Source organism: Variovorax sp. FW305-3-2-15-B-LB1 (assembly GCF_058787635.1).
In genome coordinates, this window is record NZ_JBYSZY010000053.1 from 37187 (window position 1) to 43807 (window position 6621).

General features: G+C 68.1%; 6 protein-coding genes. 2 read left to right on the top strand and 4 right to left on the bottom strand.

Going from position 1 to position 6621, the window contains the following annotated elements; translation table 11 throughout:
- Nucleotides 1-28: 28 nt before the first annotated feature.
- Both mpl and AC3WQR_RS25285 read left to right on the top strand, forming a co-directional pair.
- Nucleotides 29-1438 carry a UDP-N-acetylmuramate:L-alanyl-gamma-D-glutamyl-meso-diaminopimelate ligase gene (gene mpl, locus AC3WQR_RS25280; protein WP_139703019.1) on the top strand — a complete coding sequence of 470 codons (1410 nt, stop codon included), beginning with the start codon at nt 29-31 and terminating at the stop codon, nt 1436-1438.
- Nucleotides 1438-1947, top strand: a complete 510-nt coding sequence (locus AC3WQR_RS25285; protein ID WP_159274066.1) for a cupin domain-containing protein — start codon at nt 1438-1440, stop codon at nt 1945-1947. The genes mpl and AC3WQR_RS25285 overlap by 1 nt, the downstream gene beginning before the upstream one ends.
- Nucleotides 1948-1958: 11 nt before the next feature.
- Here the strand turns inward: AC3WQR_RS25285 and AC3WQR_RS25290 are convergent, their stop codons facing one another.
- From AC3WQR_RS25290 to rodA, 4 genes are all read right to left on the bottom strand, one after another.
- A complete protein-coding gene (locus tag AC3WQR_RS25290; RefSeq protein WP_492744432.1) occupies nt 1959-3077 on the bottom strand; it encodes a 3-deoxy-7-phosphoheptulonate synthase in 1119 nt (372 codons plus the stop codon).
- A 235-nt stretch (nt 3078-3312) separates the two neighbouring features.
- Nucleotides 3313-3852, bottom strand: a complete 540-nt coding sequence (locus tag AC3WQR_RS25295; RefSeq protein WP_062481228.1) for a hypothetical protein — start codon at nt 3850-3852, stop codon at nt 3313-3315.
- 81 nt (nt 3853-3933) lie between these two features.
- Nucleotides 3934-5394, bottom strand: coding sequence for a metalloprotease TldD (tldD, locus tag AC3WQR_RS25300; protein ID WP_070060116.1), 1461 nt, complete (start codon nt 5392-5394; stop codon nt 3934-3936).
- A 48-nt stretch (nt 5395-5442) separates the two neighbouring features.
- Nucleotides 5443-6597, bottom strand: a complete 1155-nt coding sequence (gene rodA / locus AC3WQR_RS25305; protein ID WP_062481224.1) for a rod shape-determining protein RodA — start codon at nt 6595-6597, stop codon at nt 5443-5445.
- Between the last annotated feature and the right edge of the window lie 24 nt (nt 6598-6621).

The window sequence follows — 6621 nt, forward strand, 5'->3', positions numbered from 1 at the left end:
ACCCGCAGCGCCTCCCTAGAATTGGCCGATGCACATTCATATTCTGGGTATCTGCGGCACGTTCATGGGTGGTGTGGCCGCCCTCGCACGCGAAGCAGGCCACCGGGTCACGGGCTGCGACGCCGGCGTGTACCCCCCGATGAGCGACCAGCTGCGCGCGCTCGGCATCGACCTGATCGAAGGCTTCGGCGCCGACCAGCTGGCCCTCGCCCCCGACATGTTCGTGGTCGGCAACGTGGTCTCGCGGGCCCGGCTGCCCGACGGCAGCCCCAAGTTCCCGCTGATGGAAGCCATCCTCGACGCCGGCAAGCCCTACACCAGCGGCCCGCAGTGGCTGGCCGAGCACGTGCTGCAGGGCCGCCATGTGCTGGCGGTGGCCGGCACGCACGGCAAGACGACCACCACCTCGATGCTCGCCTGGGTGCTCGAACAGGGCGGCAAGGCACCCGGCTTCCTGGTCGGCGGCGTGCCGCTGGACTTCGGCGTTTCGGCCCGCCTCGGCGACGGCCCGGCCTTCGTGATCGAGGCCGACGAGTACGACACCGCCTTCTTCGACAAGCGCAGCAAGTTCGTTCACTACCGGCCGCGCACCGCGGTGCTGAACAACCTGGAGTTCGATCACGCCGACATCTTCGACGATCTGGCCGCCATCGAGCGCCAGTTCCATCACCTCGTGCGCACCGTGCCCGGCACCGGGCGCCTGGTGGTGAACGCCACCGAAGAGAGCCTGCAGCGCGTGCTGGCCCAGGGCTGCTGGAGCGAACTCGCCCGCTTCGGCGATGGCGGTCCGGCCACGGAGTGGCAGGCGCGCGGCACGCACGACGCCTTCGACGTGCTGCACCGCGGCGAGGTGGTCGGCCGGGTCGAGTGGGAACTCTCGGGCCTGCACAACCAGATGAACGCGCTGGCCGCCATCGCGGCGGCCGACCACGTGGGCGTGCCGCCGGCCGATGCGGCCCGCGCGCTCGGACGCTTTCGCAACGTGCGCCGCCGCATGGAGCTGCGCGGCACGGTCGAGGGCCAGGGCGGCGCGATCACCGTCTACGACGACTTCGCGCACCATCCCACCGCGATCCGCACCACGCTCGACGGACTGCGCAAGAAGCTCGACGACGCCGGCAAGCAAAGTGAGCGCATCCTCGCAGCCTTCGAGCCGCGCAGCAACACGATGAAACTGGGCGTGATGGCCGCGCAGCTGCCGTGGAGCCTGGAGTCGGCCGACCTGTCGTTCTGCCACACCGCCGGTCTCGACTGGGACGCGGCCGCTGCGCTGGCGCCGATGGGCGCGCGCGCCCAGGTCGCCGGCGCCATCGAGCCGCTGGTGCAGCAGGTCGTGGCCGCGGCGCGGCCCGGCGATCACATCGTCTGCATGAGCAACGGCGGCTTCGGCGGCGTGCACGAGAAACTGCTGGACGCCCTGCGCGCCGCCCACGGATGATGAACGGCATGCGCGCGCGTGAGCTGATCGATACCCTGAAGCTCCAGCCCCACCCCGAGGGCGGCTGGTATGCCGAGGTATTCCGGTCGGCCGCGAGCGTGACGCCCGCCGACGGCCGCGCGCCGCGCAGCGCGCTGACCAGCATCTATTTCCTGCTCGAAGCCCACCAGCATTCGCGCTGGCACCGGGTGCTGTCGGACGAAGTCTGGGTGCACCTGGAAGGCGTGCCGCTGGCGCTGTGGACCTGCGATGCCACGATGCGGACCGCGCCGGCCCACGTGAAGCTGGGCCCGGTCGATGTGCACGGCACCCGGCCGCAGCACGTGGTGCCTGCCGGCCAGTGGCAGGCCGCGCGCCCGATCCAGGGCCACGCGAGCGGCGACTACACGCTGGCCGCCTGCATGGTCGGGCCGGGCTTCGACTTCAGCGATTTCTCGCTGGTGCCGCCCGACAGCGACGAAGCGGCGTCGATGCGGCACCACTGGCCCGACCTGGCCAGCATGCTCTAACTAACTACGCTTCAGCCCCGGCGCTGCTTGACGGCTTGAGACAGGGTCTCGAGCACCTGCACCGAATCGTCCCAGCCGATGCAGGCATCGGTGATGCTCTTGCCGTACTCCAGGCCCGCGAGCTGGTCCTTGCCCGGCGTGAACTTCTGGGCGCCCGGCTGCAGGTGGCTTTCGATCATCACGCCGAACACGCGCTTCGAACCGCCGGCGATCTGGCCGGCGATGTCCTTGGCCACGTCGATCTGCTTCTGGTGCTGCTTGGAGCTGTTGGCGTGGCTGCAGTCGACCATGAGCGTGGGCGGCAGCTTGGCGGCTTCGAGGTCCTTGCAGGCCGCTTCGACGCTGGCGGCGTCGTAGTTCGGCGTCTTGCCGCCGCGCAGGATCACGTGGCAGTCGCGGTTGCCGTTGGTCTGCACGATCGCGACCTGGCCGTTCTTGTGCACCGACAGGAAGTGGTGGCCGCGCGCCGCCGCCTGGATGGCGTCGGTGGCGATGCGGATGTTGCCGTCGGTGCCGTTCTTGAAGCCGATGGGCGCCGACAGGCCCGAGGCCAGCTCGCGGTGCACCTGGCTTTCGGTGGTGCGCGCACCGATGGCGCCCCAGGCGATCAGGTCGCCGATGTACTGCGGCGAGATCACGTCGAGGAACTCGCTGCCCGCCGGCAGGCCCAGGCGGTTGATGTCGATCAAGAGCTGGCGCGCGATGCGAAGGCCTTCGTCGATGCGGTAGCTCTCGTCCAGGTACGGATCGTTGATGAGCCCCTTCCAGCCGACCGTGGTGCGCGGCTTCTCGAAGTACACGCGCATCACGATTTCCAGCGTGCCGGCGTACTTGTCGCGCTCGGCCTTGAGGCGGCGGGCGTATTCGAGGGCTGCGGCCGGGTCGTGGATCGAACACGGGCCCATGATCACCAGCAGCCGGTCGTCCTTGCCGGCCATGATGTTGTGGATGCCGCGGCGGGTGCCGGTGATCAGCGTTTCGATCGGCGTGCCGCGGATCGGGAAGAAGCGGATCAGATGTTCGGGAGGGGGGAGCACGTTGATGTCCTTGATGCGTTCGTCGTCGGTCTTGCTGGTTTTTTCGACGCTCGCATACCAGCTGTCGCCGGCGGGAGGGGTGTTCGTGCTCATGGTTCTCTTCCTTGTTGGTGTGAATGAAAAATCGTCAGGGCATAAAAAAACCGCCGGGGGCTGGAAGCCACCGGCGGTTCTGGGAGGGTGTTCGTTTGCTTTACGCGCTCGCCTCTCGTCCGCCGGAAACCGGGAACCAAAAGTAGGCAAAAAAGTAAGCGCGGAGGGCGGACATGTGGGCGGAATGTAGCACGGAAAACAAAAAACCGGCCAGGCGGCCGGGTCGGTGTTGTTTTTACCTGTAGCCCGATTCGTTGGCGTTGTGAATGATCCAGATCAGGTTGCCGCTGCTGAAATCGCCCATGCCGCCGCCTGCGAAGATCAGGCGGCCCTGGCCCTTGTAGGTCATCTCGAAGCGATGGCGGTCGCTGCCGAAGTAGAAGGGAATCCAGGCCTTGCCGGTGATGTAGGCGCCCTGGTCGGTGGGCTGGCCGGCGAGGTCGGTGACCTGCTTGGTGCTCATGCCGATCTGCAGGCGCGTGAACTTGCTGTTGCGCGCCGGGTTGCCGGTGATCTCGCCTTCGAAACCGTTCAGGCCCTTGACCGTGCGGCCGCTGCCGGCCTCGACCTTGGAAGAATCCACCACGTTGCCGCGTGCGTCCATGCCGGCCTTCGAACCGCTGGGCGCCGCAGGCGCGGCGGCGGCCGGGGCGGGTGCCGGTGCGGCGGCGGGCTGGCTGCCCGAACCGCCGCGCGATGCGCAACCGGCTGTGGCCAGCGCGACCACGGCGGTCGCGGCCCACAGCACGGCGGGCGAATTGATCCTGTTCCCCATTGAAATGCTCCTTGATTCGTCGTTCGCAAAAAGGAGCGCAGCTTAGCAACCGAATGAAACAACCGGCAAGTGCCGAAAGTCCTAAGCCGTTCCACCTACCGTCAGGCCGTCGATGCGAAGGGTCGGTTGGCCGACGCCCACAGGCACGCTCTGGCCTTCCTTGCCGCAGGTGCCGACGCCCGAATCGAGCGCCATGTCGTTGCCGATCATGGTCACGCGGGTGAGCGCGTCGGGGCCGTTGCCTACGATGGTCGCGCCCTTCACCGGGTACTGGATCTTGCCGTTCTCGACCCAGAAGGCCTCGCTGGCCGAGAACACGAACTTGCCGCTCGTGATGTCGACCTGCCCGCCGCCGAAGTTGGTGGCGTACAGGCCCTTCTTGATGCTGGCGACGATTTCCTGCGGGTCCTTGTCGCCGCCGAGCATGTAGGTGTTGGTCATGCGCGGCATCGGCACGTGGGCGTAGCTCTCGCGGCGGCCGTTGCCCGTGGGCTTGACCTTCATGAGGCGGGCGTTCATCGAGTCCTGGATGTAGCCCTTGAGGATGCCGTCCTCGATCAGCACGTTGCGCTGGCTGGCGTGGCCTTCGTCGTCCACGTTGAGCGAGCCGCGGCGGTCGGCGATGGTGCCGTCGTCGAGCACCGTGACGCCCTTGGCCGCCACGCGCTGGCCGATGCGGCCCGAGAACGCGCTCGAGCCCTTGCGGTTGAAGTCGCCCTCCAGGCCGTGGCCGATGGCTTCGTGCAGCAGGATGCCGGGCCAGCCCGAGCCGAGCACCACGGTCATCTCGCCGGCCGGGGCCGGACGGGCGTCGAGGTTGGTCAGCGCGGCCTTCACGGCGTGGTCGACGTACTCGGCGATCTGCGCGTCGGTGAAGTAGGCCAGGCCGAAACGCCCGCCGCCGCCGCCCGAGCCGACCTCGCGGCGCCCGTTCTGCTCGGCGATCACGGTGACCGACAGCCGCACCAACGGCCGCACGTCGGCCGCCAGCGTGCCGTCGGCGCGCGCCACCATCACCACGTCGTATTCGCTGGCCAGGCCGGCCATGACCTGCGCCACGCGCGGGTCGCGCGAGCGGGCGAGCTGCTCGACCTTCTCGAGCAGCTTCACCTTGGCCGTGCTGTCGAGCGTGGCAATGGGGTCGATGCCGCCGTAGAGCGAGCGGCTGGAGGCGATCTTGCGCGGCACCGTCTTCACGCGCGCGGTGCGCCCGGCGGAGGAAATGGAGCGCACCGTGCGCGCCGCGTCGAGCAACGAGGCCTCGGAGATGTCGTCCGAGTAGGCAAAGGCGGTCTTCTCGCCGCTCACGGCGCGCACGCCGACGCCCTGGTCGATGCTGAAGCTGCCGGTCTTGACGATGCCTTCCTCGAGGCTCCAGCCCTCGCTGCGGGTGTACTGGAAGTACAGGTCGGCATCGTCCACGCGGTGCGCGGTGATCTCGGCCAGGGCCTTGCTCAGGTGCGATTCGTCCAGGCCGAACGGCGTGAGCAGGAGCTGTTGCGCTATAGCCAAGCGCTCGATGGTGGGTTCGCGAGAGATCATGGCTGCCATTCTAGGCAGCCGCCCCCGTCCGTGCCGCCCCGGGGGACTCTAGTTCTGGGCGAGTTTGCGGGCCCGCGCGATCGACATCAGGATGCCCAGCCCCAGCCCCAGCGTGACCATGGCGGTGCCGCCGTAGCTGATGAACGGCAGCGGCACGCCCACCACCGGCAGGATGCCGCTGACCATGCCCATGTTCACGAAGGCGTAGGTGAAGAAGATCATGGTCACCGCCCCGGCCAGCAGGCGCGAGAACAGCGTGGGCGCGTTCAGCGCGATGGTCAGCCCGCGGAAGATCAGCAGGATGAAGGCCGCGATCAGCGCCAGGTTGCCGATCAGGCCGAATTCCTCGGAGTACGCCGCGAAGATGAAGTCGGTGGTGCGCTCGGGAATGAACTCGAGGTGCGTCTGCGTGCCCTGCATGAAGCCCTTGCCGCCCACGCCGCCCGAGCCGATGGCGATCATCCCCTGGATGATGTGGAAGCCCTTGCCCAGCGGGTCCTTGCTGGGGTCGAGCAGCGTGCACACGCGCTGCTTCTGGTAGTCGTGCAGCACGCGCCAGTCGACGCCGTCGACGCACAGCTGCGACTCGAAACCCACGATCAGCGTGATGGCCACCGCGCCGAGCACCACCGGCGGCACGATCAGCTTCCACGGCAGCCCGGCAAAGAAGATCACCGCCAGCCCGGCCGCCAGCACCAGCAGCGAGGTGCCCAGGTCGGGCTGCTTCATGATGAGCCCGACGGGCACCGCCAGCAGCAGCGTCGCCACCACGAAGTCGAGCGGGCGCAACTGGCCTTCGCGGCGCTGGAACCACCAGGCCAGCATCAGCGGCATCGCGATCTTGAGGATTTCGCTGGGCTGGATCACCACGCCCACGTTGATCCAGCGCTGGGCGCCCTTCTTGGTGATGCCGAACAGCGCCACCGCGATCAGCAGCGCCACCCCGGCCGCATACAGCGGCACGGCGAAGGCCATGAGCCGCTGCGGCGGCACCTGCGCCACCACGAACATGATGCCGCCGGCCAGCAGCATGTTGCGGCCATGGTCGAGAAAGCGCGTGCCATGGTCGTAGCCGGAGGAATACATGGTGAGCAGCCCGGCAAAGGCGAGCAGCATCACGGCAAAGGCCAGGAAGCCGTCGAAGCCCTGGAAGATGGGCGCAATGCGACGCGCCAGGGAGGGCTGGTTGAACACGGCAGACATGATGGGGGCGGATTATCCCCGCCC

Bases quoted from the DNA above. Each gene is read 5' to 3' on its own strand.
- mpl (WP_139703019.1), top strand. From the start codon at position 29: ATGCACATTCATATTCTGGGTATCTGCGGCACGTTCATGGGTGGTGTG.
- AC3WQR_RS25285 (WP_159274066.1), top strand. From the start codon at position 1,438: ATGAACGGCATGCGCGCGCGTGAGCTGATCGATACCCTGAAGCTCCAG.
- AC3WQR_RS25290 (WP_492744432.1), bottom strand. From the start codon at position 3,077: ATGAGCACGAACACCCCTCCCGCCGGCGACAGCTGGTATGCGAGCGTC.
- AC3WQR_RS25295 (WP_062481228.1), bottom strand. From the start codon at position 3,852: ATGGGGAACAGGATCAATTCGCCCGCCGTGCTGTGGGCCGCGACCGCC.
- tldD (WP_070060116.1), bottom strand. From the start codon at position 5,394: ATGATCTCTCGCGAACCCACCATCGAGCGCTTGGCTATAGCGCAACAG.
- rodA (WP_062481224.1), bottom strand. From the start codon at position 6,597: ATGTCTGCCGTGTTCAACCAGCCCTCCCTGGCGCGTCGCATTGCGCCC.